We start from the raw sequence: 26,497 nt of genomic DNA on the forward strand, positions 1-26,497 counted from the left end.
ATTGATTTAATTTGCAAATCTACCTTCCTGTAACACCAGAAATTGCGTGTTTATGGAAATTAGACAAATTGGCGGTATTTTAGTGATGTGCGTGATACGTGTCAACATTTAACGTAAAAGAAATTAAAGATTTGTACGTACTAAATCAATTTACCCATCCAAAGCTCCAAAAGTTTAACTTTCATGGTCAATTAAGCACGATATTGAGGTTTTCCAATTTTATCCCATTACTTTTCTCTGCCTTTAAGTACTAAAAACATCACCAACAAAAAGCAATCGATAAATACAAACAGAAAACATGAATATTTAAAGATCTAATTCAAAAATAAGACTAAGACAACAAAACAACAAGAAAAGCGAGGTAAAAACGATGTTAAGAGGTAGGTTTAAGAGAGAGGTGAGAAACAAGAATACAGCGATAAAGGTAGCAAATAAAGAAAGCGCCGGCAATTGCCAGCGCATAATTATCTATTTATAGGTCATTCAAACCAAGGACATCTGTCATGGTATAAAAGCCCGCTGGTTTGTCATTGAGCCAAACTGCTGCTTTGATCGCACCATTCGCAAAAGTCATTCGGTCCGTCGCTTTATGAGTAATTTCTACTCGTTCGCCGATATCTGCAAACATAGCAGTGTGCTCTCCAATGATGTCACCGGCACGAATCGTTGCGAAGCCAATCTCATCTTTCGTACGCTCACCCGTGATGCCTTCGCGTGACCATACCGCCACATCATTCAGGTCATTGCCCATAGCACCGGCGATCGCTTCCCCCATACCAATAGCAGTACCTGATGGTGCATCTACTTTATGACGATGGTGGGCCTCAACGATTTCAACATCACAGTAATCCCCCATCACTTTAGCGGCCTTTTCTAGCAGCTTAAATACCAGATTAACGCCTACACTGTAGTTTGGTGCCATTACGATAGGCATCTCTTTTGCGGCAGCATCAATCACCTGCTTCTCTTCTTCTGAGAAGCCCGTCGTACCGATGATGAGTTTTTTGCCGTGGCGTTTACAAAGTTCAATATTCGCTAATGTGCTAACAGGTGCGGTAAAGTCGACAATCACATCAAACTCTTCGATGGCTTTGGACAAATCATCCACTAGAGCAACATCAAAACGACCTTCCCCACATAACTCGCCAACATCAAAGCCTACTAATGATGACTCAGGACGTTCAGAGCCAGCGCCAACGCTAGCTTCTGAGTTATGATGAGCGGCTTTCACCAAGTTGCGGCCCATACGACCCGCTGCTCCTGCTATTGCAATTTTTACCACTGCGAATATCTCCATTGTTTTGGTTTCCGTCACCACAGTTCTCTTGTGGCAACGTTCATTCGATTAATCTCTTTAAACTAACAACAATCTCATACTCAGGCTAGCAATTAAGAAAACTCTTTTACCACTCGCTCTAAAATTGGCACATTTGCTTCAGGAAAAGCGTACTGATTCAATGATTCAAGGCTGACCCATTCGCCCTGCTGACCTTCTTTGCCATAAGGCTGCCCTTCAAAATCAGTCACGAGGATGAAATCGAACTTAAGTGACTTATCCGTATAATCAAATTCAAGGTGCTCAAATAGAGACTGCTCAGTCACCTTGATACCGATCTCTTCATCAAGCTCACGAGTCATCGCTTGCTCAATAGTTTCACCCTCTTCAACCTTGCCACCTGGAAATTCCCAGAAGCCACCTTTGTGCTTGTCATCTGGACGCTTTGTAATAAATACCTGTGACTTATCTTGATTGAAGATAATACCCGCTACGATATGGATTCTTTTCATTGATGGTGTTCCTTAATTAAACGCTTAACTCACATAGTCCCTAAATACGTCATCCTCAAGAAAGAGGAACGACTGAGTTAGGGATCTAAAGCAGCGTAAGCCTATCTAAATGAGATTCCCTATTACGCTCGTTCCTCGCTATAGGGAATGACGACTTTCTTGTGTAACAAAGTAAGCCATGAAATTTACATACAAAAAGAGCCGCCTAAGCGACTCTTGAATAAATAAAATTATTTTTAGGCAAAGCTGTAATGGTTGAGAACAAGAAGGCGACGCGCAGTTTACAAGTGTTAATGAGCATCGCCGACGCAGTTATCAGCCTTTACAGCAAAGCATCAATTAATTTTACCGTGACACTGCTTGTATTTCTTACCGCTACCGCATGGGCAAGGCTCGTTACGGCCAACTTTGCGCTCATCACGTACTACAGTTTGTGGCGACGCTGCTTCAGCTTCATCATCGCCTAACTGGTTTTCTGCAGTTGCGTGTTGTGCTTGCGCACGACGCGCTGCTTCTTCAGCTTGAGCCTGACGTTGCGCTTCCATCTTTTCTACTTCTTCTTGTTGCTGAACGCGAACTTTCGAAAGGATAGTAATAACGTCTGACTTCAGCACATCCAGTAGACCTTCGAACAGTTCAAACGACTCACGCTTGTACTCTTGTTTCGGGTTCTTCTGTGCGTAACCACGTAGGTGGATACCTTGACGAAGGTGGTCCATCGCAGCCAAGTGCTCTTTCCATAGACCATCTAGCGTTTGCAACATTACAGACTTCTCGAAGTTACGTAGCACTTGTGCACCAACCACTTCTTCTTTCTGTTTATAAGCATCAACAGCCATGCCTAGGATACGTTCACGTAATGCTTCTTCGTAAAGCTTGTCGTCCTCGTCCAACCAGCCTTGAATATCAAAGTCTAGATCGAAGTCGTTCTTCAGACGATCTTGTAGACCAGAGATGTCCCACATATCTTCCAGAGATTGCGGAGCAATGTACTCATCGATAACCGAAGTAAACACGTCTTCACGGTTATGTTCGATCATTTCGCTGATGTCGTCAGAGCCCATTAGCTCATCACGCAGCTCGTAAACCACTTTACGTTGGTCATTCGCTACATCATCGTACTCTAGAAGTTGCTTACGGATATCGAAGTTACGACCTTCAACTTTACGTTGCGCTTTTTCGATAGAGCGAGATAGCATCTTAGATTCGATCGCTTCACCTTCATCCATACCGCTTTGGATAAGACCAGCCATACGATCAGATGTGAAAATACGTAATAAAGAGTCTTCCATTGATAGATAGAAACGTGAAGAACCTGCATCACCTTGACGACCAGAACGACCACGTAGCTGGTTATCGATACGACGAGATTCGTGGCGCTCTGTACCAATGATGTGTAGACCACCTGACTCTAGTACTTTGTCGTGAACCACTTTCCAATCCGCTTTGATCTGGTCGATCTGCTCTTGAGTTGGATTTTGTAGTTTCTCAACTTCAGACTGCCAGCTACCACCTAACACGATATCGGTACCACGACCGGCCATGTTTGTTGCGATGGTTACTGCACCAAGTGTACCTGCTTGCGCTACGATTTCCGCTTCTTTCTCATGGAATTTCGCGTTTAGTACGTTGTGCTTAATTTTTGCTTTTTTCAGTGCGTTAGACAGTAGCTCTGATTTCTCGATAGAAACCGTACCAACCAGTGATGGCTGACCTGCAGCAACACGGTCTTTAATATCTTCAATGATCGCATTGAACTTGTCTTCTTCTGTACGATAAACCACATCTGGCATATCGTTACGAACCATAGGTTTGTTAGTCGGGATAACAACCGTTTCTAGACCATAGATAGACTGGAATTCGAAAGCTTCAGTATCAGCTGTACCTGTCATTCCTGACAGTTTCTCGTACAGACGGAAGAAGTTTTGGAAAGTAATCGAAGCTAGCGTTTGGTTTTCATTCTGAATCTTCACACCTTCTTTTGCTTCAACAGCTTGGTGTAAACCTTCAGACCAACGACGACCTGGCATTGTACGACCAGTATGTTCGTCAACGATAACCACTTCGCCTTCTTCAGTTACAATGTAGTCTACGTTCTTCTCAAACAATACATGTGCACGAAGTGCAGCATTAACATGGTGCAGTAGGCTGATGTTGGTTGGAGAGTAAAGCGTATCACCCTCTTCCATCAGACCATTTTTCACCATTAGCTCTTCAACAAACTCTTGACCGTTTTCAGTCAGGTGAACCTGCTTAGATTTTTCGTCCATGGTGTAGTGACCTTCACCACGGTACTCTTCCGAATCTTCTTTATCTTGACGCTCAAGATGAGGAATCAATGTATTAATACGCGTGTAAAGATCTGAGCTATCTTCAGCCGGGCCAGAGATAATAAGAGGTGTACGCGCTTCATCGATTAAGATTGAGTCAACCTCATCGACTACAGCAAAGAAGCGCTCGCGTTGAACACGATCTTCAGCACGGAAAGCCATGTTGTCACGTAGGTAATCGAAACCAAACTCGTTGTTTGTTCCGTATAGGATATCCGCTTGGTATGCTTCTTTCTTCTCTGGCGGAGCCATGTTTGGCACGTTCACGCCAACAGTCATACCAAGGAATTCAAATAATGGGCGGTTAGTTTCCGCATCACGCTTAGCTAGGTAGTCGTTCACCGTTACTACGTGAACACCTTTGCTTGGTAGGGCGTTAAGATAAGCTGGTAGAGTTGCTGTAAGAGTCTTACCCTCACCAGTACGCATCTCTGCAATTTGGCCAGCATTTAAAACCATGCCACCAATCAATTGCACGTCAAAGTGACGCATTCCATAAACACGCTTCGACGCTTCACGTACCGTAGCAAATGCTTCAGGTAGAAGTTGGTCTAGTGATTCACCTTTATCTAAGCGCTCACGGAACTCAACAGTTTTTGCTTTTAGCTCTTCGTCAGAAAGCGCTTCAAACGTTGGCTCGTAGTTATTAATTTCTTTTACAATTTTTCTAAGGCGGCGCAGTGTTCTGTCATTGCGACTGCCAATTACCTTTGTCAGCAGCTTAGTAATCATGTGCTTGGAATCTCTTCGTTCTCAGATCGTCCGCGATCTATTTTAAATGCCGTCAGTCTCTACTAGCGATGAACCAGTCTTCAGTTACTAACCAAGGATACTGAGATAAATCTAGTATTTCTGATATTGTACTTGAGAGTAGAGTTTTCAAGGCTTGAGTTAAAATTATTGCCCCTTAGTGTAAGTAATTTTCACACCAACGACCATTTATAACCCCATTTGTTTGATGTGCTTGGAACTTTTCTTTCTAATTGCTGATGGATTAGCCAGACTGGCGCCCATTAGTCGATGACTTTCGGATGTTGATGACACTGTATCTGGAAAATAGATACAAAAAAACCAGGCCGATAGCCTGGTTTTCGAAATCTTACATTGTTGAAAACAACAATTAAGCTAGAACCATTCCTGGTTCAGCAAAAGCCACTGGCGAGCCAGCTTCTTCTTCGAATGTTGCCCATTCCCAAGCTTCTGCGTCAGCAAGCACTGCACGTAGCAATTGGTTATTTAGGCCGTGACCTGATTTGTATGCACGGAACTCACCGATAATAGCGTGTCCACACATATATAGATCACCAATCGCATCTAGCACTTTATGAGTTACAAACTCATTATCAAAACGTAGACCTTCTTCATTAAGAATTCGGTATTCGTCTAGTACGATTGCACAGTCAAAGCTGCCACCCAAACACAAGTTTTGTGATTGAAGATATTCGATATCACGCATGAAGCCGAAAGTACGAGCTCGAGAGATCTCTTTCACAAAACCTTGAGAAGAGAAGTCAAACAATAGATGCTGTTCGTCAGACTCAATTGCAGGGTGGTTGAACTCGATTTCAAAGTCCATACGGAAGCCGTTAAACGGAACAAACTCTGCCCACTTATCACCGTCTTCAAAACGAACTGGCTTTTTGATGCGAATGAAACGTTTTGGTGCATTCAGTGTTTCAACACCCGCTTGCTGTAGCAAGTATACGAATGGGCTTGCGCTACCATCCATAATTGGGATCTCAGGTGCATCTACTTCAACAATGATGTTGTCGATGCCCATGCCCGCTAGAGCCGCATTAAGGTGTTCCACTGTAGAGATACGTACGCCTTCGTCATTCACAAGAGCAGTACATAACATAGTGTCACGAACTGATGCTGGGTCAGCTGGAAAATCTACAGGTGGGTTTACATCAGTACGACGATAAACAATACCTGTATTTGCAGCTGCCGGGCGAAGAGTAAGTGTGACTTTACGACCAGAGTGGAGACCCACACCAGTTGTTTTCACAATTTCTTTCAGAGTACGTTGTCTGATCATCTGCTTGCCTCGTTATCAGTGCTACAAATCACGGCCAGTATTTACCGACCGCGAATTTTACCATTAATTCGACGATAGTCAAATTTTGGGTAATTGTTAATCAGCCTGACGTCGTAAGAATGCTGGAATATCTAAGTATCCGCTCTCTTTTTCAGCTTTAGGTGCTGCACTTTGGCTAGCCCCTGTACCTGAAGAAACAGGCGACGTTGTTGGCTGCGGCTTAACTTGAGGTTTTACCTCAGTTTTTTCTTGCAATGGCTGCGCCACTTTCTCTTCCACTTTTGGTGCAGCTTGTGCAGCTACTTGTGGTTGAGGGGTTGGTGCAACCTTAGCTTTACCACCAGCAACTAATGTAATATCTGGCTTTCTCTCTGTACCGATACCTGTTGCAACAACAGTTACACGGATTTCGTCCGTCATATCAGGGTCTAGAGAAGTACCAATCACAACTGTTGCGTTATCAGAAGCGAATGCCTTAACTGTGTTACCTACTGTTTCGAACTCATCTAGACGCATATCTAGGCCTGCTGTGATGTTCACAAGAACGCCACGCGCGCCAGCTAGGTCGATGTCTTCTAGTAATGGGCTAGAAATTGCCGTTTCAGCAGCTTCTTCAGCACGGTCTTCACCTTTTGCGATACCGCTACCCATCATTGCATGACCCATTTCCGACATTACGGTGCGAACATCCGCGAAGTCGACGTTGATCATACCAGGGCGAGTAATTAGCTCAGCGATACCTTGTACAGCGTTTTTAAGTACATCATTTGCACTTGCGAAAGCCTCTAGCAGTGTAACGCCACGGCCTAGTACTTTAAGTAGCTTTTCATTTGGAATCGTAATTAATGAATCCACATGTTTAGAAAGCTCTTCGATACCTTGCTCAGCAAACGCTAGACGCTTTTTGCCTTCAAAGCTAAATGGCTTAGTTACAACAGCAACGGTTAGCACACCTAGCTCTTTCGCAACTTCAGCAATAACTGGAGCAGCACCTGTACCAGTACCACCGCCCATACCAGCTGCGATAAATACCATATCGGCGCCAGTTAGAACTTCTTTAATTCTTTCTCGATCTTCGAGAGCTGCATCACGGCCTACTTGTGGGTTTGCACCAGCGCCAAGACCTTTAGTGATATCACCACCAATTTGGATCACGCTGCTCACGCTTGTTTTACGAAGTGCTTGCGCATCAGTATTAACACTGATGAATTCTACGCCTTCGATTGATTCGCGTACCATGTGCTCAACAGCGTTACCGCCACCGCCACCAACTCCAACGACTTTAATTACTGCATCGTCAGACATTTCCATCATCGGTTCAAACATGTGTTATCTCCGTTTTTTCCTGCAACTCAGGTTAAAACTCTTTTTGTATCCAATTACGCAATTTACCAAATAAACCAGACATCGAAGGTGCTGAACGCTTAGGTTCGCTGTAATCACCTTCATCACTTATCTGACAATCTCTTGCGTAATGAAGTAAACCAACCGCCGTAGAATGATACGGCTCTTTAACATAATCAGTTAAGCCACTAACTTCTAATGGCTTACCAACTCGAACTTGATTGCGGAAAACACGTTCCGCACACTCTACCAATCCGTCAATTTGTGCCGCTCCACCAGTGAGGACTACGCCAGCTGCAAGGTGGTGTTTAATACCTTCGTCTCTTAGCTGTAATTGAACCGTATCGATAGTTTGGTTAACGAGCCCCATAAGTTCAGTGTAACGTGGTTCAATCACTTCCGACAAAGTTTGTCGTTGCAAACTTCTCGATGGGCGACCACCAACACTTGGGACGTTAACAGAGTCATCCTTGCTAACGAGCTCACTCAGAGCGCAACCATGGTTTACTTTTATCTCTTCGGCATCACTCACTGGCGTACCGAAAGCGAAGGCAATATCACTGGTTACTGCATTTCCTGCGTAGGAAAAGACTTCTGTGTGTCGTAGTGCGCCGCCAGTCCAAATGGAAATATCCATTGTACCCGCGCCGATATCAACCACACACACCCCGAGCTCTCGCTCATCTTCAGTAATTACCGCATTACTTGAGGCAAGTCCTGAAAACACGATTTGTTCTACAGTGAGACCACATCGTTCAACAGCTTTAATAATGTTTCTTGCCATGTCGCTATGGCAAGAAATTAGATGAACGCTCACTTCCATTCGAACACCAGACAGACCAAGTGGGTTCTTAATCCCTTCTTGATAATCAATGGTAAATTCTTGTGGGATCACGTGCAGAATCCTCTGCTCTTCACCTATTTTAATTGATTTCGCAGTATGGATCGCTCGATCCATATCGTCTTGAGACACCTCTTCATCTGAGATAGTCCCCATACCTTTTTCAATTCGGCTTGCGATATGTTTGCCTGATAGCGAGATAAACACATTGCTGATTTGGCATTCTGCCATCAACTCTGCTTGATCAATTGCTCGCTGAACTGACTTAACTACCGACTCTAGGTCGTTCACACCACCTTTATCCATACCTCTGGATGGGCTTTGCCCAGAGCCAATGATATTGATTTGACCATCAGGCAGTATTTCACCAACCAGAGCTGATATGGTCGCAGTGCCTATATCAAGACCAACGATTATGTTGTCATCTGCGGTCTTAGTCATCTGTGCTCTCTTCTAACTCTTGCTCTGGAAACCAGCCTACAGCGGCTCCCGTATCATACCTGAGGTCGATGTAGCTCACTTGATTCGCCTTACTACCAAGTTCGTTATAAAGCGAAATGAAGCGTTCAACACGCTCATCTAAAGAATCTTTACCTAGTTCTAAACGGATACCGTTATCTAGGATTATTTGCCAAGCGCGACGTTCGTTGAGAACAAGTGAGGTAACCGTTAACCCTAGACTGTTAACCAAAGGGGTTATCTTTCTCCACTTTTCGATCACTTCTTGGCTGGTGCCATCTGGGCCGTAAAGCTTAACTCTATCGCCTTTCAGAAGGCCGATATCGCCATTAAACACCTGACCATCATCATTCAACAGCATGTTGCCGTTCCAGATTGCTGCCGCATGATACTCAGTCAAAAATACTTTTATTGTGTCTGGCCACTGCTTACGAATAGAGACGACGGACACCCAAGGCAATGCTTCTAAACTGTCTTGCAACACACCAATGTCTTGTGACATGAATGTACCAATATGCTCGAGTCTTCCAAAAGCATGTTGAACATCACCAGCGGTTACATAAGTTAAGTCACCTTGAATGACTATTTTGGAGAGAGGCAATCGTTGATCGTCCCACATCCAAGTCAGTGTGGTATAGAAAAGAAACCCAATGAATAGCAATACCATGACAAAAAAGGACCCGCCTAGGGCGTGTTTCTTTAACGATGGTAAACTGAATAGGTGGCGGTTTTCGCTAAAAGTACTTTCTACCAAAGCCCGCTTTCCCTGTCGTTGGTTCGCAATTCTATTCCCTATCTTCGTAATAGAGGTAAAAGCACTTACTTTAACCTATGAATTATACTGAGCAAAATCAAACTATCAAACGTTGATAATAAGATTTTTGGTCAATTTTAGGTCAATCGCAAGAAGTGAGCGATTGACCACAGTATGTAGACAGTATCCTGCTACGCGTTCTGCATTTTATTAATGTCTAACTGTAATGATTCTAGCTGCTTAGCAACACGACCAACATCACCGGCACCCTGCGTCAGTACAAGGTCGCCGCCTTGAATTACATTCGCTAAAACCGATGGCAGGGTATTAATATCAGCGACAAAAATTGGGTCAACCTTACCACGCCCACGAATAGTTCGACTTAACGAGCGTCCGTCGGCCCCTGCAATAGGTTTCTCACCAGCAGAATAAACATCCAGCAAGATTAGGACATCAACCTGCTCAAGAACGTTCGCAAAATCATCATATAAATCACGTGTTCGGCTATAACGATGTGGTTGAAAAATCATCACAAGACGCTTATCAGCCCAACCACTTCGAGCAGCCTGAATCGTTACGTCAACTTCGGTTGGGTGATGACCATAATCATCAACCAGCATTGCGACACCATTACTCGTCTCGTACTCACCTAGGTGATCAAAACGACGCCCAGTACCTTCGGTACCTGCCATCGCTTTTAGGATCGCTTCATCGCTGATGTCATCTTCCGTTGCCACTGCAATCGCCGCCGATGCATTCAGTGCGTTGTGACGACCTGGGATGTTCAGCGTAATATCAAGATTCGCTTTACCTTCACGAACCACAGTGAACTTGCCTTGCTGGCCCTCTTGTACGTAGTTCTCGATACGGATATCCGCATCCTCTGAGAAACCGTAAGTAATCACTTGGCGGCTAACTTGAGGGATAAGCTCACGAACAACAGGGTCATCCACACACATCACAGCCTGACCGTAGAATGGTAGGTTGTGTAAGAAGTCGATAAACGTCTGCTTTAGCGTTTCGAAGTCACCGCCATAGGTATCCATGTGATCGGCTTCGATATTGGTTACGATACTCACCATAGGTTGCAGGTGTAAGAATGATGCATCACTCTCATCAGCTTCAGCGATCAAGATACGGCTCGAACCTAAGCGAGCGTTGGTACCAGCACTTTTCACTAAACCGCCGTTTACAAAAGTTGGATCTAAACCTGCTTCAGAGTAAATCTGTGTAACCAAAGCGGTGGTCGTTGTCTTACCGTGCGTACCTGCTACCGCAATACCGTGACGAAAACGCATCAGCTCAGCCAGCATTTCTGCACGACGAACGATAGGCGTGCGCGCTTCACGAGCGGCAATAATTTCTGGGTTCTCTTCGTTGATAGCGGTGGATACCACCACCACACTTGCATCAGCAACGTTACATGCTTGGTGACCAATGAAAACAGTCGCACCCTTGCTAACTAAACGCTCTGTCACTGGGTTTTGAGCAATATCAGAACCAGTGATCTGGTAGCCTTCATTTAGCAAGACTTCAGCAATCCCGCTCATTCCAGCACCACCAATACCAATGAAGTGGATAGATTTAACACGGCGCATCTCTGGCACCATTGCACGGATTTGCGCTAAGTCTTGGGTATGTTCAATCGTCATCAATTCAGTCTCATTATTTTGCTAAAGCTTTAATCGCTTCAGCGACGGTAACGTCAGCATCAAGCTTGGCTGCTTTACGTGCTTTCGTTGCCATCATTTTTAATTCATTTCTATCAAGCTCAGCGATGGTATTCGCTAACTTTTCAGCCGTCAGCTGTGGCTGCTCAATCATTAACGCCGCACCACATTCAACTAAATGGTCGGCATTTAGTGCTTGCTGTCTGTCTTTATGCATGAACGGAACAAAAATAGAACCGACACCGGCTGCAGACACTTCTGATACCGTTAACGCGCCGGAGCGACACACTAGTAGATCGGCCCACTCATAAGCTTGCGCCACATCATCTATAAATTCAGTCACTTGAACATTATCTACAGAATGTGATTTGTATTGTTCAATCACTTGCTGTTGATTGTTCTTACCCGCTTGGTGCATCACAGTGAAGCCTTCTCCAAGCTGTGCCATCGCAACAGGTAAAGTATCGTTGAGGATTTTAGCCCCTTGGCTGCCACCCATCACTAAAATGCGGATATCGCCATCACGCTCAGCCATGCGCTGCTCAGGCTCCGCTAAAGCAACCACATCCTCACGAACTGGGTTCCCCACTACCTCTGCAGTAGGAAATGCACCAGGGAAGGCTTGGAAAACCTTTTTCGCAATCTTAGATAGCCACTGGTTGGTTAGACCCGCCACTGCATTTTGTTCATGCAAAACCACTGGAATGCCTGATAACCATGCCGCAATACCACCCGGGCCACTCACATACCCCCCCATACCAAGTACCACGTCAGGCTGCCACGCTTTGATATGCTGCTTTGCTTGAAGTATGGCATTAATAATTTGGAATGGGGCTTTAATTAGCTTGCTAATGCCTTGACCACGCAAGCCTTTCACTTTAATGAAGTCGATCTCAATACCATGCTTTGGCACTAAATCCGCTTCCATTCTGTCTGCTGTGCCTAACCAGCGAATTTCCCAACCTTGCTGCTGAAGCTTTTTAGCCACCGCTAGCCCAGGGAAAACGTGACCGCCGGTGCCACCAGCCATCACTAAAAGTTTTTTGTTTTGTTTCATCGCGTTAGATTCTTATTCTACTAATTCGTTTGGATTATCAGCTTGTTCTTTTTGCTGCATTCGACATTCATGGTCAATGCGCAGCAGCATTGATACCGCTACCGACATAATAATTAAACTCGAGCCACCATAACTGATTAGCGGTAGGGTTAGACCTTTAGTTGGAACGATGCCAGATGCAGCACCTACGTTAACAAGCGTCTGAAACGCAAACCAAATACCAATACCAAAAGCCAGATAACCACTGAACACCTGATCGTGTTCAAAAGCTTTTTTGCCAATCAGAATGGCTTTTAACACCAAGCTGAAAATCAACATTAATACCAAGGTAACACCGACAAAGCCAAGCTCTTCAGCTAAGACCGCGAATACAAAGTCGGTATGCGCTTCTGGTAGGTATTCGAGTTTTTGAATCGAGTTACCAAGCCCTTGCCCCATCCAATCACCACGGCCGAACGCCATCAATGATTGAGTTAACTGGTAGCCGCTACCAAATGGATCATTCCATGGTTCCCAGAATGAAGTCACACGTCGAACACGGTAAGGTTCAATTACGATCAAACCAACGACGGCAGCAATACCAGCGACCATCAAAGCAATAAACTGTGACAACTTGGCACCAGCAATGAACAGCATACCAAACAGTGTCACCAACATTACAACTACGGTACCTAAGTCGGGTTGACCAAGTAGCAAGACGGCAAAAGCACCAAACACCATGATAGGTTTTGCAAAACCACCAAAGAAGGTTTTTCTCACTTCGTCTTGCTTACGAACCAAGTAGCCCGCCATGAAGATAAACAAGGAAAGCTTAGCGACCTCGGCAGGCTGTAAGTTAAATAGCCCAAGAGGAATCCAACGAGATGCACCGTTAACTGACTTACCGACGGCTAGTACCACTACCAACAGGAAGAAGGATAAACCCAGCAGGTACATGCTGTATTGAAACCAGCGCTTCATCGGAATTTGCAATATCACACTGGAGACGCCCAGAGCGAGCAACAGGAAGATCGCGTGGCGGAACATAAAGTGAAACGGCTGATCGGTTAAACGAGCACTGATGGGGAACGAAGCAGACGTCACCATCACCAAACCTGTCAGCATTAGCCCAAGAGCAATCCACACCAATTGACGATCGTAAAGCGCCTCTGGAGTAGCACGGTTTAACCACTGCCAGATGGATTGATTAATCTCTTTGACTCTTTGCACTGAATGTTAGTCCTTCAACACGTTAAGCATACTCATGAGCAAGTTCAGTGAACACATCACCCCTTGCCATGAAATTATTAAATTGATCGAAGCTTGCGCACGCCGGAGACAGCATCACCATATCTCCAGCCACCAGCTGTGGTGAGATGGATTCGATTATCTGCTGCATGGTATCGAACTTTTGTGCTGATGGGTGTAGCGGCATGAATTGATCCGCATCTTCACCGAAACAACACAACTGAACACGCTCTAGTTGCGCTAATACTGGTCCCAGCTCACTAAAATCAGCGCCTTTACCCACGCCGCCAACCAGAAGATATAACGTACCTTGATACTCCAAACCCGACAGAGCCGCCAATGTGCTGGCTACGTTGGTTGCTTTGGAGTCATTAACCCATTTGATTTCACGCTTGTCAGCCACCACTTGGCAACGATGCGTCAAACCGTTATAGGCCTTTAAAGCCTCAAGACTTTTGTTGTAGTCGATACCAACTTGCTTCAATAGTGCAAGTGAGACTAACGCATTCGCCACATTGTGACGTCCAACTAATGTTAAATCTTGATTAGTAAGGACAGGTTTACCGTTATCAACTAGCCATTCACTACCATCAATCGTTGATACACCAAATTCTTGGTTATCTAGACCAAAAGTGACCAATGGCATTGTTTGGTCAGGATAAGTCTCTTTGTCTTCACGATTTACAATCGCACACTGCGCGTTATTAAAGATTCTTAACTTGGCCTCACGATAATCAGCCATGCCTTGATAGCGATCCATATGATCTTCAGACAGGTTTAAGAATGCCGCAGCGGCCAGTTTTAAATTCGATGTCGTCTCTAGCTGAAAACTTGAAAGTTCAAGAACATATAAATCGGCATCAAGTTCTAGGAGGTCTAGGGCAGGAATGCCAATATTGCCGCCAACACCAACGTTAAGCCCAGCAGCTTTAGCAAGCACACCAGTCAAATCCGTCACGGTACTCTTACCGTTTGAACCAGTAATCGCTACAACAGGCTTATCGACTGCCCAGCCAAACAGCTCAATGTCACCAACGACAGGCGTTCCAGCTTGAAGCACATCTTGAATTTCCGGCGTCGCTAAAGCAATTCCTGGGTTAGCAACTACCAAATCAGCCTCAGCTAGCCATTGGCTATTCCAACTTCCAGAATGCAGCTCTACCGATTCAGGCAAAGATTCCCTTCCTGGTGGCAGCTCTCGCGTATCAATGACCTTCACATGCGTATGAGGTTTATATTTTACGAGATGTTTAACGACAGAGAGCCCGGTAATACCGAGCCCCACAACCACTACATTTTGAATATTTTGCCAACGTTCCATTTAAACAAGATGCTCTTAATAGTTTTAAAGAGCCCCTATAACGGAGGCTCACATAGGATTAACGAACTTTCAGTGTCGCTAAGCCAATCAGTACCAATACCATTGAGATGATCCAAAAGCGCACGATAACTCGTGGTTCTGGCCAGCCTTTAAGCTCATAGTGGTGGTGAATCGGTGCCATACGGAAAATACGTTGGCCACGTAATTTGTAAGAGCCTACTTGCAGGATTACTGATAAGGTCTCCATAACAAATACACCACCCATGATCACTAATACCAACTCTTGACGAACAAGTACCGCAATCACACCTAACGCACCACCCAGTGCTAGAGAGCCAACATCCCCCATGAATACTTGTGCTGGGTAAGTGTTGAACCATAGGAAACCAAGGCCAGCACCAACGATAGCAGTACATACCACAACCAGTTCAGAGGTAAATGGGATGTATGGAATGTGTAGGTAGGCTGCGAAGTTAACGTTACCTGTCGCCCAAGCGATAACAGCAAAACCCGCTGCAACCATAACCGTTGGCATAATCGCCAAGCCATCTAGGCCATCAGTTAGGTTTACCGCGTTACTTGTACCCACAATAACAAAGTAAGTTAGAGCAACGTACAGTAAACCAAGTTGTGGCATCACATCTTTAAAGAAAGGCACCACTAATTGTGTTGCTGCAGTGTCTTGTCCGTGAGCGTACAGAGCAAACGCCACGACCAAAGCAATCGCCGACTGCCAAAAATACTTCCAACGTGCAATCAGACCATCAGTGTTCTTACGAACGACTTTACGATAATCATCAACAAAACCAATAGCACCATAACCGCCTAGCACGACAAGCACAGCCCAAACGTAAGGGTTTGATAAGTCAGCCCAAAGCAAGACTGTAATAATGATCGCAGCAAGGATCATTACACCACCCATGGTTGGTGTACCACGCTTACTGAAGTGAGACTCAGGGCCGTCATTACGAACAACTTGGCCAATTTGCAGCATTTGCAGACGCTCAATTAAACGAGGTCCCAGCCACAGCGACAGGCATAAAGCCGTCAAAATACTCGCGATTGCACGAAACGATAAGTATTCGAACAAACGGAAAAAAGAAAAGTGTGGCTGTAGTAGCTCTGCAAGCCAAATTATCATGAAAAGTTCTCCTTTAAAGCAGCGGCTATTTTACTCATTCCTGCACTATTGGCGCCTTTTACCAACAAGGTATGTGGCGTATTTTCTGGCAAGCTCAAGTGCTGCTCTATGTGCGCGATCATCGCTTCATGCGTTACAAAGTGAGTGCCGTTACACACTTCACTAATCACCTTGGTATCATCACCGTAAGTGAGTACATGCTCAAAAGCGAATGGGGCAGCATATTCACCGACTTGACGGTGAAGTGCAAGGCTTTCATCACCTAATTCAGCCATATTGCCTAAAATCAACCAGCGCTGACCTTTGAAGCTCGACAGTAATTTCGCTGCAGCCTTCATTGCCGGTACGCTGGCATTGTAACTGTCATCTATCAGCTTGATATTCTGACTTAATTGTTGAACCTCAACTCGGCCTTTCACAGAGATAAGATTCGCTAAACCGCTTTTAATTTCTTCAAGCGTGGCACCGAATTGAATGCTCAGTGCTGCTGCCGCTAATGCGTTTGCCACATTGTGCTGACCAATAATGCCAAGTTCGACATCGATGGCACCTTGCGGAGTCTGCATATCAAAGCAAGCATCACCCTGCTCATTGATGCGAATATTCGTCGCAAAATAATCTGCCGTGTAATCACTCTCAGAAAAAGTCAGCACGCTTTTATCTACAAGCACATCTTTCCAGAAATCACCGCCATTGCTCTCTAGGTTAACAATAGCAGTATCACCAGCAGCAAGCCCCTGAAAGATTTCGCCTTTCGCTTGCTTCACACCATCGATAGAACCAAAACCTTCTAGATGCGCCGCCGCGACATTGTTCACCAACGCAACCTGTGGTTTAACAAGCTGAGTGGTGTATGCAATTTCACCGATGTGATTGGCACCCAATTCGATCACCGCGTAATCATCACTTGACTCACTGCGTAGCAGAGTTAACGGTACCCCAATATCATTATTGAAGTTGCCTGCTGTAAACAGCACCTTGCCACGTTGCTGCAAAATGCTCGCAACCATCTCTTTTACAGTTGTCTTGCCGCAGCTTCCTGTAATCGCCATAGTTGGAACGTTACATTGCTCATGAATCCAAGCACTTAGCTGACCTAAAGCAAGTTTAGTGTCTTCAACAACTACTTGAGTAATATTTAGGTCAAGTTTTCGTTCGACTAATAACGCACTCGCATTAGCCTCAACAGCCTGACCGCAAAAATCATGCGCATCAAAACGTTCACCAACAAGAGCAACAAACAACGCACCTTCTTCAACAGTGCGAGTATCGGTAGAAACCGCATTGATCAAACTATTGCTCGATTTGCCAGCCTCCATCAGCTGGCCGTTCACCGCTGAGCAGATCTGCTCGAGTGATACATCAATCATTATGAAATACCTAAAAGTTGTAGTGCAGACTCTCGATCCGAATAGTGGATAGTTTCGTCTTTCAATACTTGGTAATCCTCATGGCCTTTACCTGCCAGAAGAATAATGTCGTTATTACCCGCCTGCTCTAAAGCAAACTTAACCGCCTGATAGCGATCGTGCTCAACAAAGGTGGCTTCAGGCTCACTTAAACCTGCCAGCATGTCTTTAACAATCAATGCAGGATCTTCGCTGCGAGGGTTGTCATCTGAAATAATAACTTTGTCGGCAAACCGCTCTGCGGTCACAGCCATCATTGGGCGCTTGCCAGTATCTCGATCACCACCGCAGCCAAAGATTGCCCATAGCTTTCCAGAGCAGTGAACTCGCAGTGCTGCCAGTGCTTTCTCTAGTGCGTCTGGTGTATGCGCGTAATCGACCACTACTTTTGCTTTGTTTGGTACTTGGAACAATTCCATGCGACCAATAACTGGTTGCAATTGAGGTGCTGTGTCGATCAAAGTTTGCTTGTCGATGCCTAGTGAAAGTAATGTCGCGAAAGCAACCAATACATTTGATGCGTTGAACTGGCCAATTAAAGGAACAGACAGTTGTCCCTGTCCCCAACTGCCATCAAAAGCGAGTTTGATACCTGTCTCTGCATAAGCCACATCCGATGCCCATACTGACTGCTGGTAACCCGATAATGGGAGCAATGATACGGCTACTGCATTGGACAGATCTGCCATCCAAGCTTTACCGACTTCATCGTCCACATTAATCACAGCGTGCTTACACTTATGCTGAGTAAACAAGCTCTTCTTAGCCAGTGCGTACTCTTCCATCGTACCGTGGTAATCCAAGTGGTCACGGCTCAGGTTGGTAAATACACCAACCTCAAAGTCCAACGCCTTGACTCGGCCTTGAACCAAACCATGAGAAGAGATTTCCATCGCGGTATAAATGGCGTTTTCTTCAGCTAACTCACTCAGTGTGCGCTGTATTTCAATCGCACTACCGGTCGTATTAGCCGCCGTTTTAAGGTTGTCTAGAAAACCGTTACCTGTGGTACCCATTACCGCAGAACGTTGACCCACTAGGTCTAGCCACTGAGCAATCAATTGAGTAATGGTGGTTTTGCCATTGGTGCCAGTAACGCCAATAAGCTTGGTTGCTTGAGAAGAGTAAACACGCCCCGCCAATTCAGAGAGAATCACATTTAGCTCTGATACATAAACCACCGGCACTTCATTTAGCCATTTAACCAAGCCGTGTGGTTTATCATCGCTTGCTTGTGCAATAACCGCCTTTGCCCCTTGAGCGACGGCTTTGTCGATAAAACGACGACCATCGACGGCATGCCCTACAATGGCAACAAAAATATCACTGTCCTTGATGGCACGACTGTCTAGCTCCAATTGCTCAACCGCAATCGACGCTAACTCGGGAACACTAAAATCTCCCCAAGGAGAAAGTAAAGATGACAGCGTGAGGCTATTACTCATATTGAATCCTGATTAGCTCTATTCTTGAAACTTGTTTTCATCAGCAGGGACATTCAGTATTTGCAGTGCGCCCTTCATGATTTCAGAAAAAACCGGTGCTGCAACTGAGCCACCATAGTAGAGGTCACCTTGAGGTTCATTGATCATCACAACCAAAGAGACTCTTGGATCACTGACTGGAGCAACACCAGCGGTATAGGCGAAATACTCGTCTCCATAACCGCCAGAAATCGCTTTTCTAGATGTACCTGTTTTTGCTGCTACTCGGTAACCCGGCACCGCAGCCCTTGTCGCTGTACCGCCCTTTTGGGTTACGCCTTCTAACATATTCAAAACCAACTCAGCATTTTCGCGCTTGATGATCTGTTTTGAGAAATCTTGGTCGTTGCTTTCAACGATATGGATAGGTTCATAAACACCATGATTCGCTAACGTCGCATAAGCATGAGCCAATTGAAGCGGAGTAATCGCTAGGCCATAACCAAATGATAAGGTAGCAATTTCAAACTTAGACCAGCGTCGACGGTTAGGGAAAATACCGGCAGTCTCACCCACTAGGTTTAGCCCAGACATCTCACCAAGACCAACAGAACTGTACATACCCAGTAGCGCTTCAAGCGGCATATCCAGGGCTAATTTCGCCACACCGATGTTACTCGACTTCTTAAGGATTAACGCCAAGTCTGCCTTACCAACTTTGGAAGTATCACGTACACGGCTACCGCCGATTTGCATGATGCCGTTGCCGGTATCAATCACAGTATCAGCATCCGCGGTGCCATTTTCGAGAGCAGCTAGAACAACAAAAGGCTTAACCGTCGAACCAGGTTCAAAAGCGTCAGTGATCACGCGGTTACGCATCTTAAAACTTTGTAAGTCAGCACGATTGTTTGGGTTGTAAGAAGGCGCGTTGACCATGGCCAAAACCGCACCTGTTTTTACATCTAACAAGATTGCGGAACCAGATGTCGCCTTGTGATCGGCTACCGCCTGTTTAATCGCTCGATAAGCGATGGCTTGCAAACGCTGATCGATAGTTAATTTGAGAGGTTTACCCTCTTCACGCTCTTCTAAGGCGATGTTTTCAACTACTCGCCCGTAACGGTCTTTACGGATTGTACGTTTACCTGCTTCACCCGTTAGCCACTTATCGTAGCTGCGCTCGACACCTTCTAGACCGTGTCCGTCAATTCCGGTCACACCAATAAGATGCGCGCTGACTTCGCCGGCTGGGTAATAACGACGAGATTCTGCTTTAAGACCAATACCCACCAGCTTTAAGTCGCGGATGTATTTAGCCATCGCGGGGCTAACTTGTCTTTGTAGATAGATGAAACGACGAGACTTGTCGCTGGAGATTTTGTTGATCATCGATTGTCGATCTAAGCCGAGTACATCAGCTAGTGCATGCCAACGATCAATTTGGGCCATGCCATTTTTATCGAAGATGGTTTTCGGGTCAGCCCATACCGCTTCAACAGGCACACTAACAGCAAGTGGTTCGCCGTTACGGTCTGAAATGATACCGCGGGCAGAAGGAATAGCCTTAACACGTACAGAACGAAGGTCGCCCTGACGAATTAAGTTATCTGGTTCAATGACTTGGATGTAAGCCACACGACCGACTAGTACAGAAAAGGCAACCAACACAAAGGCAATAACGACGTTGAAACGCCATTTAATCAGAATTGGATCCGAGTCTTTTTCGCTCTTCACTCGCTCTTTCGTTGGTTTCTTAACGGCTTTCGCGGGTGCTTTTTCCTTTTTTCCGGTCATTTCAGTGTGATCACAACTTCTTTGTCGGAGTCTGGACGTTTCATGTCTAGCTCTCGTTTTGCCGATGCTTGAACGCGACTGTGTTCAGCCAGAGCCGTCTCTTCAAGCATTAAATTTCGCCATTCATTATCAAGCTGTTCACGCTCACTCAATGCCATATCTTTTTGCGTGATTGCCTGACGTGACATATGTGTCGTGAGAACGACCCCCATCGCGCTCGCGAAGATACAGAAAAGCAACACCAATGGGAGTTTACCCACCGAGATCAAATCAAAAAATATTATCTTGGCTAAGTTCGGCTTGGAGGTCTTCATTGACTATAGCTTTTCTGCGATTCGTAATACTGAGCTACGTGAACGAGTGTTCTCATCCACTTCGCCTTTCGATGGTTTGATCGCTTTGCCTACCGACTTAAGATCAGCGCTGCCTAGTGCTTTGATCTGCTCTTCCGTTAAAGGAAGGCCGTGAGGTACTTGTGGGCCTTGGCTCTCTTTACGAATAAAGCGCTTCACCATACGGTCTTCAAGTGAGTGGAAGCTGATAACAGACAGGCGACCTTCTGGAGCAAGGATGCTTGCAGCGCCTTTTAGTGCCGTATCGATCTCTTCCAGTTCACTGTTAATGTAGATACGGAATGCTTGGAAAGCACGTGTTGCTGGGTGTTTTTTCTCTTTGAAGCTTTTTGGTGCTACATCAGAGATAAGCTTAGCCAACTGACCTGTGCGTGTTAGCGGCTCATTCTCTTCGTTTTCTTGATAAGCGATGATTCCTTTCGCGATACGACGAGCGTGCTTGTCTTCACCAAACTCACGAATCACCCAAGTAATGTCATCAAGATCAGCTTCTAGTAACCACTGAGATACAGGAATGCCCGAAGTTGGGTCCATACGCATGTCTAGTGGACCATCTTTCATGAAACTGAAGCCACGTTCAGCATCATCAAGTTGCGGTGAAGAAACACCTAAATCCAGCAGAACACCGTCAACTTTACCCACTAAATCATAACGCTCAGCGTATTCAGCCATGCCTGAGAATGGACCGTGGATGATAGTAAAGCGAGGGTCATCAATTTTTTGTGCTTCTGCAATCGCTTGTGGATCGCGGTCGATACTAAATAGTCGTCCATTCTCGCCCAGTTTAGACAGGATTGTACGGCTGTGACCACCACGGCCAAAAGTACCATCGATGTAGGTACCGTCAGGTTTGATCGCAAGTCCGTCAATAGATTCGTTAAGCAATACTGAAATATGTTTGAATGCTTCTGTCATAGTCTTCTCAGTGAGTGGATTGAGCCATTAGTTCGGCAATAATTTGTTCTGTTAACGTTTTAGTGTACTGATTTCGCGCTGTATCTCCACCATATTGTGTACAGGCTTTGGGAATTTTTGACCCAAGCTCATACCAAGGTGACGGATTTTAAGGAAATCTAAATAATTTACGTCAATATAAAGCAAAAAACCCATCACTACCGTTAGGTAATGATGGGTTCTTAAAATGGGTGGAGTTGACACATACGCCGGGTTCTGTTCCGCTTGCGCGGCGGTAACCATTCGTCTAGGCCTGCAATCGCTCACAGGCTCAAGCAATCTACCCGCCCCCATACGCGAGCAACGCAATGTGAGGGCCTATTTGATCTTGCTCCGGGTGGAGTTTACCTTGCTACGAACTGTTACCAGTCGCACGGTGCGCTCTTACCGCACCCTTTCAGCCTTACCTGTGCCCCTTCCGAAGAAATGAGGCCATCGGCGGTCTTCTCTCTGCTGCACTTGTCGTGGGCTCGCGCCCCCCAGACGTTATCTGGCACCCTGCTCTATGGAGCCCGGACGTTCCTCCCCTCTGCCAGTCTCCCGAAGGACTTCAACGTCAGTTTCCCGAGGGACCTCAACGTCAGTCTCCCGAAGGACATCAGCAAAGCAGCGATTACCCGTTCAACTCCAAGGGCGGATTGTATAGAGATTAGTGTGCAGTGTCTAGCGAGATCACAAATATCGTGCAAACCAATGATTAACTGGTGGGGAATTGACCTAAAGAGCGGATGCGGGTGGCGGGATTCGAGATAGAAAAAGAGCTAAGAACTAGGAGCGGGATAGAGTGCAGTGATGAGAGGTACAGATAAAAGAGGCTCATTACGGTCTCTTTTATCTGTAATCAGCGTTAGATCACTATAGAAGCATTAGCTATCAAGATGCTCTAGGCCCCATTTGTACAGCGCGTTCTTTTTCAGGTTATAGATTTCTGCTGTCATTGCCGCCGCTTTTTTAAGAGGCAGTTCTTTGGTCAAAATTCCCAGCGTGCGAGTCGCTTCATCTGGTAATTCAGTGCTCGCTTCTTCACGATGACCATGAATCAATAACACCATCTCGCCACGCTTGCGGTTCGAATCTTCCTCAATCCACTCAATCAGCTCACCGAGAGGCAGGCCTTGAATGGTTTCGAAAGTCTTAGTTAACTCACGCGCCAACACAATCTCCCGGTCAGGGCCTAAGATCTCAAGCATATCTTGCAAAGAGTCAGAAATGCGGTGCGGTGATTCGTAGAAGATGCACGTGCGCTCTGCTTTCGCGATCTCTAGGAACTTATCTTTACGACCTTTACTCTTAGGCGGTAAAAAGCCTTCAAAGCTGAAACGATCCGATGGTAAACCTGACGCACTTAACGCGGTAATCACAGCACAAGCACCAGGAAGTGGCACAACTCTCACACCCGCTTGACGACATTGTGATACAAGATGGTAACCTGGATCACTGATTAAAGGTGTACCCGCATCAGAGACTAATGCGATAGACTGACCTTCTAATAGCTTTTCGACTAGAACTTGAGCTTTAGTTTGTTCATTATGATCATGTAAAGCGAACGTTCTGGTTGATATATTGAAGTGAGCAAGCAGCTTACCCGTGTGGCGTGTGTCTTCGGCTGCAATAACATCGACACTTGATAAGATTTCAATTGCTCTTTGAGTGATATCTCCCAAATTTCCGATTGGGGTTGGCACAATGTAGAGAGTTGGGCTCTCTGTGAGCAAGGTTTTGTTATCTGTCATTTGTTTACCATCACTTCAACGATTAATATAGATACAAATTTATACGGAATTTAAAGAACTCATGGCAACGATGAACCATAAGAGACTCAGTGTACCACGCTTACTAACTCCAATTGCATTAGCAATTACATTGGCGGCTTGTTCTTCAGGTCCACAAGCACCAACAAGCGTAGATATTACACTAGATCCAGTGCAATCCACTGAAAGTTACATGATGCAGGCAGACAGTAGCAAAGGAAGCCTACAAAACGACTGGTTAATCATGGCGCTTAAAGCTTCTGTGCAAGCTGGCAAAACCGACCAAGCGACACTGCTTATCAAACGCTTGGCAAAACAAGAGCTCACTGAAGTTCAGCAAGCAGAATGGCAACTCGCTCGAGCTCAACTGTTGGTGAATAACTCACAGCCGGATCAAGCGTACAGCCAACTAAACTTCCAGCCTTGGTGGAAACTGCCAAACGAGCAGTGGAAAGATTACCACGAGCTGCGTGCGAATATTTCAGAGATGCGAAGCAAGTATTTCGAGGCGAGTCGTGAACTTGTTCTTTACTCTGAGTACGCAGAAGATAGCGACGAGATCCAACAGCAAACTGCTGATCGAATTTGGCAAAATCTAAATAGCTACTCTCAATATGAAATTCTGGAACTGAAAACGTCACCGACGGAAGACGTTTTAGCCGGTTGGTTACAGCTCGCTATTTATATGAAGACACTCAACTCGAACCTGCCAAACCTACAGGAAGCCCTGTCTGATTGGTTAGCCGAGAATCCTCAGCATCCTGCTGCTACTTACACACCGCAAGCGATCACGGACATCTTAGCCTTAGAGATCAGCAAGCCAACCAGCACTGCATTGCTACTGCCGCTAACGGGTAAATATGGTAAGCAAGCACAACTGGTACGTGATGGTTTCATCTTTGCGATGATGAACGACAAAGAACAAGAAGAAGATGCAACGCTAACGGTTATGGACACCAATGTTCAAAGTGCCGCTGAGATTAAAGCAACACTAGAAGAGAACAACGTTGATTTCATCGTTGGCCCACTGATTAAGAGCAACATCACTAAGCTTCAGCAAGCGCAGAAAAATCACGAGAACGCGATTCCAGCTTTAGCTTTGAACATTCCAACTCAGCTAGAACCTGACACCAATATTTGTTACCTCGCTCTATCACCTGAGCAAGAAGTTGCTCAAGCAGCGAAGCACCTGTTTGCTCAAGGCTACAAATACCCACTGATTCTAGCTCCGAAAGGACGCTTTGGTGATCGTGTTGAGCAAGCGTTTAAAGAAGAGTGGAAGAAATACAGCAACAACGATGTAGCAATCAGCTTCTTTTCTGACAAGCGCCAACTTCAACGCAACGTGAATCAGGTATTCGGCCTACAAGAGAGCCAACAGCGCATCGCGCAAATGGATAACCTACTAGAACTAGACCTAGAGACCGAGCCACGCAGTCGTCGTGATATCGATTCTGTCTACATCGTGGCGAAGAACTCAGAGCTAACACTGATCAAGCCTTTCATTGAAGTGGCGATCAACCCTGACGCTAGCCAGCCTGCTCTGTTCTCTAACTCACGCAGCAACAGTGGTGATAAGCAGTATGAAGACCTAACAGGTGTATTCTACAGCGATATCCCGCTGCTAGTTGAAAACAAAGGCGAGCTGAACAAAGAGCTTAACGAACTATGGCCTGCACATTCAAACGGCCAGAAACGTCTGCAAGCGTTAGGTATGGATGCATACTACCTAATGGGTGCGCTACCACAGATGAAAGCCGTGCAAGGTTACAGCATTCCAGGTGAAACTGGCGTGTTAACCATCGACAACAACTGTGTAGTACAACGTGAAATCAGCTGGGCAGAGCATGGGGCTTTTTAGCCGAACGTTCTTATCCAAAGCAAAGATCACCCATAAACAAGTGGGTGATCAATACGAGGCCGTGGCAAAGGCCTATCTGACCCGCCACGGTTTATCGTTAATTCAACAAAACTTCATAGCAAAATGTGGCGAGATTGATCTTATAATGCGCCATAACAATACGATTGTGTTTGCTGAGGTAAAATACCGTAAGCAAACTCGCTACGGACATGCCGCTGAGATGGTGACAGCGAAGAAGTCACGAAGGCTACTCAAAACAGCCCAAGTGTGGCTGATGCAGCAAGGCTTGTCGGTACACTCAACAGATTTCAGGTTTGATATCATTGCCATTGAAGGGCCGGATGATCATATCAACTGGATTCAAAACGCCATTTCCCAAGGATAAACATGCTAGACAGCATTAAAGAAAGTTTTACAGAAAGTATTCAAATCCAAATTGCGGCTGCAGAAGCACTACCAGACGCAATCACGCACGCCGCGCAAGCTATGGTTGCTACCTTGCTTAACGGAAACAAAATCCTATGTTGTGGTAATGGTGGCTCTGCATCAAACGCTCAGCAATTTGTATCGTGCCTACTTAACCGTTTTGAAACCGAGCGCCCTAGCCTACCAGCCATGGCCCTTACCGCTGATAACACCACGCTTACTGCGGTTGCAAACGACTACCACTACGAAGAGATCTTCTCTAAGCAGGTGCGTGCATTTGGTCAAACGGGTGATATTTTACTGGCTATCTCAACTAGCGGTAACAGCAAGAACATCATCAAAGCGATGGAAGCAGCGGTAACTCGCGACATGACTATCATCGCCTTTACAGGTAAAGACGGTGGTGAAATGGCAGGCTTGCTTGGTGAGCACGATGTTGAGATTCGCATCCCATCACACCGTACTGCACGCATTCATGAAGTGCACATGGTGACACTACACTGCCTATGTGACCTAATCGATCAAGTACTCTTCCCTGCTCACGAAGAGTGA

21 protein-coding genes and 1 other RNA gene are annotated in these 26,497 nt (G+C 45.6%); 3 read left to right on the top strand and 19 right to left on the bottom strand.

Annotation, left to right across the window (positions count from 1 at the left end):
• Positions 1-472 precede the first annotated feature (472 nt).
• The 19 genes from dapB to rsmI all read right to left on the bottom strand — a co-directional run bounded on the left by dapB (position 473) and on the right by rsmI (position 23,640).
• Positions 473-1,297, bottom strand: coding sequence for a 4-hydroxy-tetrahydrodipicolinate reductase (gene dapB / locus A3712_RS10625; RefSeq protein ID WP_082856221.1), 825 nt, complete (start codon positions 1,295-1,297; stop codon positions 473-475).
• 92 nt (positions 1,298-1,389) lie between these two features.
• Positions 1,390-1,788, bottom strand: a complete 399-nt coding sequence (mutT, locus tag A3712_RS10630; protein ID WP_063523401.1) for an 8-oxo-dGTP diphosphatase MutT — start codon at positions 1,786-1,788, stop codon at positions 1,390-1,392.
• A 335-nt stretch (positions 1,789-2,123) separates the two neighbouring features.
• Positions 2,124-4,850, bottom strand: a complete 2,727-nt coding sequence (gene secA / locus A3712_RS10635) for a preprotein translocase subunit SecA (RefSeq protein ID WP_063523402.1) — start codon at positions 4,848-4,850, stop codon at positions 2,124-2,126.
• Positions 4,851-5,238: 388 nt separating this feature from the next.
• Positions 5,239-6,156 carry a UDP-3-O-acyl-N-acetylglucosamine deacetylase gene (gene lpxC / locus A3712_RS10640; protein ID WP_004740735.1) on the bottom strand — a complete coding sequence of 306 codons (918 nt, stop codon included), beginning with the start codon at positions 6,154-6,156 and terminating at the stop codon, positions 5,239-5,241.
• Positions 6,157-6,252: 96 nt separating this feature from the next.
• Positions 6,253-7,482, bottom strand: a complete 1,230-nt coding sequence (ftsZ, locus tag A3712_RS10645; protein ID WP_004740736.1) for a cell division protein FtsZ — start codon at positions 7,480-7,482, stop codon at positions 6,253-6,255.
• Between the two features lie 31 nt (positions 7,483-7,513).
• Positions 7,514-8,782 carry a cell division protein FtsA gene (gene ftsA, locus A3712_RS10650; protein WP_004740737.1) on the bottom strand — a complete coding sequence of 423 codons (1,269 nt, stop codon included), beginning with the start codon at positions 8,780-8,782 and terminating at the stop codon, positions 7,514-7,516.
• A complete protein-coding gene (locus tag A3712_RS10655) occupies positions 8,775-9,467 on the bottom strand; it encodes a cell division protein FtsQ/DivIB (RefSeq protein ID WP_443083591.1) in 693 nt (230 codons plus the stop codon). Before A3712_RS10655 ends, ftsA begins: the two co-directional genes overlap by 8 nt.
• 278 nt (positions 9,468-9,745) lie before the next feature.
• The gene (gene murC, locus A3712_RS10660) at positions 9,746-11,206 is read right to left on the bottom strand and encodes a UDP-N-acetylmuramate--L-alanine ligase (protein WP_063523404.1); all 1,461 of its coding nucleotides are present in this window, start codon (positions 11,204-11,206) and stop codon (positions 9,746-9,748) included.
• A gap of 13 nt (positions 11,207-11,219) precedes the next feature.
• The gene (gene murG / locus A3712_RS10665) at positions 11,220-12,281 is read right to left on the bottom strand and encodes an undecaprenyldiphospho-muramoylpentapeptide beta-N-acetylglucosaminyltransferase (RefSeq protein ID WP_063523405.1); all 1,062 of its coding nucleotides are present in this window, start codon (positions 12,279-12,281) and stop codon (positions 11,220-11,222) included.
• A 12-nt stretch (positions 12,282-12,293) separates the two neighbouring features.
• Entirely contained in the window at positions 12,294-13,490 is a 1,197-nt protein-coding gene (gene ftsW, locus A3712_RS10670) for a cell division protein FtsW (RefSeq protein WP_004740740.1), read from the bottom strand.
• A gap of 22 nt (positions 13,491-13,512) precedes the next feature.
• Positions 13,513-14,829, bottom strand: coding sequence for a UDP-N-acetylmuramoyl-L-alanine--D-glutamate ligase (gene murD, locus A3712_RS10675; protein WP_063523406.1), 1,317 nt, complete (start codon positions 14,827-14,829; stop codon positions 13,513-13,515).
• A gap of 58 nt (positions 14,830-14,887) precedes the next feature.
• Entirely contained in the window at positions 14,888-15,970 is a 1,083-nt protein-coding gene (gene mraY / locus A3712_RS10680) for a phospho-N-acetylmuramoyl-pentapeptide-transferase (protein WP_063523407.1), read from the bottom strand.
• On the bottom strand, positions 15,967-17,340 hold the full coding sequence (locus tag A3712_RS10685; protein ID WP_063523408.1) for a UDP-N-acetylmuramoyl-tripeptide--D-alanyl-D-alanine ligase: 1,374 nt from the start codon (positions 17,338-17,340) through the stop codon (positions 15,967-15,969). Before A3712_RS10685 ends, mraY begins: the two co-directional genes overlap by 4 nt.
• Complete coding sequence (murE, locus tag A3712_RS10690; RefSeq protein WP_063523409.1) at positions 17,340-18,824, bottom strand: UDP-N-acetylmuramoyl-L-alanyl-D-glutamate--2,6-diaminopimelate ligase; 1,485 nt, start codon at positions 18,822-18,824, stop codon at positions 17,340-17,342. The genes A3712_RS10685 and murE overlap by 1 nt, the downstream gene beginning before the upstream one ends.
• Positions 18,825-18,842: 18 nt before the next feature.
• Positions 18,843-20,600, bottom strand: a complete 1,758-nt coding sequence (locus tag A3712_RS10695) for a penicillin-binding transpeptidase domain-containing protein (RefSeq protein WP_063523410.1) — start codon at positions 20,598-20,600, stop codon at positions 18,843-18,845.
• Positions 20,597-20,914: a cell division protein FtsL gene (gene ftsL / locus A3712_RS10700; RefSeq protein ID WP_063523411.1), complete on the bottom strand. Its 318-nt coding sequence runs from the start codon at positions 20,912-20,914 to the stop codon at positions 20,597-20,599. The genes A3712_RS10695 and ftsL overlap by 4 nt, the downstream gene beginning before the upstream one ends.
• A gap of 3 nt (positions 20,915-20,917) precedes the next feature.
• Positions 20,918-21,868: a 16S rRNA (cytosine(1402)-N(4))-methyltransferase RsmH gene (gene rsmH, locus A3712_RS10705; RefSeq protein WP_063523412.1), complete on the bottom strand. Its 951-nt coding sequence runs from the start codon at positions 21,866-21,868 to the stop codon at positions 20,918-20,920.
• 228 nt (positions 21,869-22,096) lie between these two features.
• Positions 22,097-22,536, bottom strand: an RNA gene (gene rnpB, locus A3712_RS10710) — RNase P RNA component class A.
• Positions 22,537-22,773: 237 nt separating this feature from the next.
• Positions 22,774-23,640, bottom strand: a complete 867-nt coding sequence (gene rsmI / locus A3712_RS10715; protein WP_063523413.1) for a 16S rRNA (cytidine(1402)-2'-O)-methyltransferase — start codon at positions 23,638-23,640, stop codon at positions 22,774-22,776.
• A 61-nt stretch (positions 23,641-23,701) separates the two neighbouring features.
• Between rsmI and A3712_RS10720 the strand changes: the two genes are divergently transcribed.
• Genes A3712_RS10720 through A3712_RS10730 form a run of 3 tightly spaced genes read left to right on the top strand, consistent with a single transcriptional unit; the run spans position 23,702 to position 26,497 of the window.
• The gene (locus tag A3712_RS10720; protein ID WP_063523414.1) at positions 23,702-25,519 is read left to right on the top strand and encodes a penicillin-binding protein activator; all 1,818 of its coding nucleotides are present in this window, start codon (positions 23,702-23,704) and stop codon (positions 25,517-25,519) included.
• Positions 25,506-25,904 (top strand): YraN family protein, encoded by a 399-nt coding sequence (locus A3712_RS10725; protein ID WP_063523415.1) that lies wholly within the window; start codon positions 25,506-25,508, stop codon positions 25,902-25,904. The genes A3712_RS10720 and A3712_RS10725 overlap by 14 nt, the downstream gene beginning before the upstream one ends.
• A gap of 2 nt (positions 25,905-25,906) precedes the next feature.
• Positions 25,907-26,497 carry a phosphoheptose isomerase gene (locus tag A3712_RS10730; protein ID WP_004729817.1) on the top strand — a complete coding sequence of 197 codons (591 nt, stop codon included), beginning with the start codon at positions 25,907-25,909 and terminating at the stop codon, positions 26,495-26,497.

It is taken from the genome of Vibrio sp. HI00D65, assembly GCF_001635455.1.
Classification (GTDB): domain Bacteria; phylum Pseudomonadota; class Gammaproteobacteria; order Enterobacterales; family Vibrionaceae; genus Vibrio.

Bases quoted from the DNA above. Each gene is read 5' to 3' on its own strand.
- ftsA (WP_004740737.1), bottom strand. From the start codon at position 8,782: ATGACTAAGACCGCAGATGACAACATAATCGTTGGTCTTGATATAGGC.
- A3712_RS10730 (WP_004729817.1), top strand. From the start codon at position 25,907: ATGCTAGACAGCATTAAAGAAAGTTTTACAGAAAGTATTCAAATCCAA.
- A3712_RS10720 (WP_063523414.1), top strand. From the start codon at position 23,702: ATGGCAACGATGAACCATAAGAGACTCAGTGTACCACGCTTACTAACT.
- lpxC (WP_004740735.1), bottom strand. From the start codon at position 6,156: ATGATCAGACAACGTACTCTGAAAGAAATTGTGAAAACAACTGGTGTG.
- A3712_RS10695 (WP_063523410.1), bottom strand. From the start codon at position 20,600: ATGACCGGAAAAAAGGAAAAAGCACCCGCGAAAGCCGTTAAGAAACCA.
- secA (WP_063523402.1), bottom strand. From the start codon at position 4,850: ATGATTACTAAGCTGCTGACAAAGGTAATTGGCAGTCGCAATGACAGA.
- murC (WP_063523404.1), bottom strand. From the start codon at position 11,206: ATGACGATTGAACATACCCAAGACTTAGCGCAAATCCGTGCAATGGTG.
- mutT (WP_063523401.1), bottom strand. From the start codon at position 1,788: ATGAAAAGAATCCATATCGTAGCGGGTATTATCTTCAATCAAGATAAG.
- murE (WP_063523409.1), bottom strand. From the start codon at position 18,824: ATGAGTAATAGCCTCACGCTGTCATCTTTACTTTCTCCTTGGGGAGAT.
- ftsZ (WP_004740736.1), bottom strand. From the start codon at position 7,482: ATGTTTGAACCGATGATGGAAATGTCTGACGATGCAGTAATTAAAGTC.
- dapB (WP_082856221.1), bottom strand. From the start codon at position 1,297: ATGGAGATATTCGCAGTGGTAAAAATTGCAATAGCAGGAGCAGCGGGT.
- ftsL (WP_063523411.1), bottom strand. From the start codon at position 20,914: ATGAAGACCTCCAAGCCGAACTTAGCCAAGATAATATTTTTTGATTTG.
- A3712_RS10685 (WP_063523408.1), bottom strand. From the start codon at position 17,340: ATGATTGATGTATCACTCGAGCAGATCTGCTCAGCGGTGAACGGCCAG.
- murG (WP_063523405.1), bottom strand. From the start codon at position 12,281: ATGAAACAAAACAAAAAACTTTTAGTGATGGCTGGTGGCACCGGCGGT.
- rsmI (WP_063523413.1), bottom strand. From the start codon at position 23,640: ATGACAGATAACAAAACCTTGCTCACAGAGAGCCCAACTCTCTACATT.
- murD (WP_063523406.1), bottom strand. From the start codon at position 14,829: ATGGAACGTTGGCAAAATATTCAAAATGTAGTGGTTGTGGGGCTCGGT.
- rsmH (WP_063523412.1), bottom strand. From the start codon at position 21,868: ATGACAGAAGCATTCAAACATATTTCAGTATTGCTTAACGAATCTATT.
- A3712_RS10725 (WP_063523415.1), top strand. From the start codon at position 25,506: ATGGGGCTTTTTAGCCGAACGTTCTTATCCAAAGCAAAGATCACCCAT.
- A3712_RS10655 (WP_443083591.1), bottom strand. From the start codon at position 9,467: ATGGTATTGCTATTCATTGGGTTTCTTTTCTATACCACACTGACTTGG.
- mraY (WP_063523407.1), bottom strand. From the start codon at position 15,970: ATGATAATTTGGCTTGCAGAGCTACTACAGCCACACTTTTCTTTTTTC.